We start from the raw sequence: 2,674 nt of genomic DNA, 5'->3' as shown, positions 1-2,674 counted from the left end.
AAGCTATCAGGCCGCAAAGTCGCCGCGTGGCCCGGTGCGGCTCACGGTGCGCGGCCTGCGCTCGGCGGCATCGCCCGAGGGCCGCCGCGTGCTCGACGGCGTCGAGCTCGAACTGCATGCGGGCGAGATCTACGGCCTGGCCGGTGTCGGCGGCAACGGACAGGGCGAGCTGGCCGGCGCCATCATGGGCCTGCCCGACGCCGGCGGTGCGCTCGAAGGCGAGATCCATCTGAACGGCCACGGCGACCTCAAGGCCATGAGTGCACCAGAGCGCCGCAACGTGGGCATTGCCGCGATCCCGGCCGACCGCTATGGGCTCGCGCTGGCCGGTGGCCTTTCGGTCGCCGAGAACTACGCCATCGGCCGCGTGCACACCGGCCGCTACGGCGCGGCCTGGCATCTGCGGCGCGGCCGCATGCAGGACGACACGCAGCAAGCGGTGCGCRCTTTCGACGTGCAGGGCGTGCGCTCGGTGGCGCAGAAGGCCGCGCTGCTGTCGGGCGGCAACGCGCAGAAGCTGGTGCTCGCGCGCGAGTTCGGCAAGGCGCCCTCGCTGGTGCTCGCGCACAGCCCGAGCCGCGGGCTCGACGTGCGCGCGAGCGCCGAGGTGCATGCGCGCCTGCGCGCCGCGCGCGACGGCGGCGCCGCGGTACTGCTGATCAGCGAGGACCTCGACGAGGTGCTGCAGCTGGCCGACCGCGTGGGCGTGATGGCGCGCGGGCGCATTGCCGGCGAATTCGCGCAGCCGGCCGACCGGCAGGCCATCGGACAGGCGATGGTGGACCATGGTTGACGCCACGCTCGCGGCCATCGCGCAGCCGGCGCAGACCGATCCGGAGGCCGCGCAACGCGCACGGCACCAGCCGCTGGCGCGCCGGCGCTATGCGCTGGAGATCCGCCAGCACATGGGATGGCGGCGGCAGGCGCTGATCCTTGCGGCGGCGCTTTTCGCGGGCCTTGCGATTTCCGCCGCCATCCTGGTGGCGGCCGGCGTTCCCGCCAACGAACTCGCCAACGAGTTCGTGATGCAGACCTTCTTCGACGGCCAGAACTTTCGCGCCGTGCTGTTCCAGGCCGCCCCCATGATCCTCGTGGGCCTGGCTGGCGCGCTGGCGTTTCGCGCGCGCTTCTGGAACCTGGGACTCGAGGGCCAGATGATCTGGGGCGCCATCGGCGCGACGGCCGTCTCGATGTGGCAGCTCGGGCCCGAGCCGCTGCGCCTGCCGCTGATGTTCGCGGCTGCCATCGGCTGCGGGCTGCTCTGGGTGCTGGGGCCGGCGTGGCTGAAGATCAGGCTCGGCGTGAACGAGATCATTTCCACGCTGATGCTCAACTACATGGCGGCCAACTTCCTGCTGCACCTGGTCTATGGCAGTTGGAAGGACCCGAAGGACAACTTCCCCTATTCGCCGCAGTTCCGCGCCTTCGAGCGGCTGCCCGAAATGGGCGCCGGCGTGAGCAGCGCCATCGTGCTCGCGGCCGTGGTGGCGCTCCTTGCGTGGTGGCTGGTGGGCGTGAGCCGCGCCGGGCTGTACCTGCGCTTCGTCGATGCCAATCCGCGCGTGGCGCATGCCAATGGGGTGCCGGTGCGCCGCACCATCTACGGCGCCGTGCTGCTGTCGGGCGCGATGGCCGGGCTCGCGGGCCTGGCGGTGGCCTCCGGGCAGGAAGGGCGGCTCACGCAGGCCTTCTACCAGGGGTACGGCTTCTCGGGCATCCTGATTGCCTTTCTTGCGCGCAACAACCCGCTCGCGGCCACGGTGGTGGCGCTGCTGGTGGCGGCCCTGTTCGTCACCGGCCGCAGCCTGCAGGTGTTCTACCAGGTGCCGTTCTCGATGGTGCAGCTGATCCAGGCCATCATCGTGGTGTGCGTGGCGTCGAGCGATTTCTTCATTCGCCATCGGTTGCGCCGCGTGGGTGCGGAGGCGGTGCAATGAGCGGAAGCATCGTTCTCAACTGGCTCGCGAGCACGCCCGACTTCGCGGTGCCCTATGCGCTCGCGGCGCTGGGCCTGATCATCAGCGAGCGCGCGGGCGTGCTGTCGCTCGGTGCCGAAGGGCTGATGCTCGTGGGCGCGCTCGCGGGCATTGGCGCGCAGATCGCCATGGGACAGCCGGCCGTGTCGCTGGTGCTGGCGATGCTCGCGGCCAGCGCGGTGTCGCTGCTGTTCGCGGTGATGGTGATCTGGCTGCGCGTGAACCAGGTGATCGCGGGGCTCGCGCTGGTGTTCTTCTGCCAGGGCCTCACGGCGCTGGTCGGCTCGCTCGCCGAATGGACCAACCATGCCACCGAAGGCATCGGCGCGATGGCGCTGTGGCCGCTGTCGCTCCTGCCCGGCGCCGGCCGGCTGTTCGAGCAGAACGCGATGGTCTGGCTCACGCTGCCGATCTTCCTTGCCGTGGCGTGGTTTCTCTCGCGCACCTCGGCCGGGCTGCGGCTGCGCGCGGTGGGCGAGAACCCGCAGGCGGCCGATGCGGCCGGCATCCGCGTCACCGTGTGGCGGCTGGCCGCGGTGCTCGCGGGCTCGGCGCTGGTGGGCCTGGCGGGCGCGTACATCTCGGTGGTCAGCACCAAGCTGTGGATCGCGGGCATGACCGGCGGGCGCGGCTGGATCGCGGTGGGGCTGGTGATCTTCGCGCGCTGGTCGCCGTGGAAGGCGCTCGTGGGCGCGCTG

The 2,674-nt window shown here is 71.3% G+C and carries 3 protein-coding genes; all 3 read left to right on the top strand.

Annotated elements, in window-relative coordinates; translation table 11 throughout:
- Window positions 1-793, top strand: a 793-nt coding sequence (locus AC1DOC_RS28475) for an ATP-binding cassette domain-containing protein (RefSeq protein ID WP_478131001.1), incomplete at its 5' end; no start/stop codon positions are given.
- Window positions 786-1,937 carry an ABC transporter permease gene (locus AC1DOC_RS28470; protein WP_478084139.1) on the top strand — a complete coding sequence of 384 codons (1,152 nt, stop codon included), beginning with the start codon at window positions 786-788 and terminating at the stop codon, window positions 1,935-1,937. The genes AC1DOC_RS28475 and AC1DOC_RS28470, both read left to right, overlap by 8 nt.
- On the top strand, window positions 1,934-2,674 hold a 741-nt coding region (locus AC1DOC_RS28465), incomplete at its 3' end, for an ABC transporter permease (protein ID WP_478131000.1). The genes AC1DOC_RS28470 and AC1DOC_RS28465, both read left to right, overlap by 4 nt.

This window comes from Variovorax sp. 01T439_2 (assembly GCF_056398445.1).
This window is presented reverse-complemented; position numbering and strand designations above follow the sequence as displayed.

Excerpts from the sequence above, each read along its gene's own strand:
- AC1DOC_RS28470 (WP_478084139.1), top strand. The coding sequence starts at position 786 with ATGGTTGACGCCACGCTCGCGGCCATCGCGCAGCCGGCGCAGACCGAT.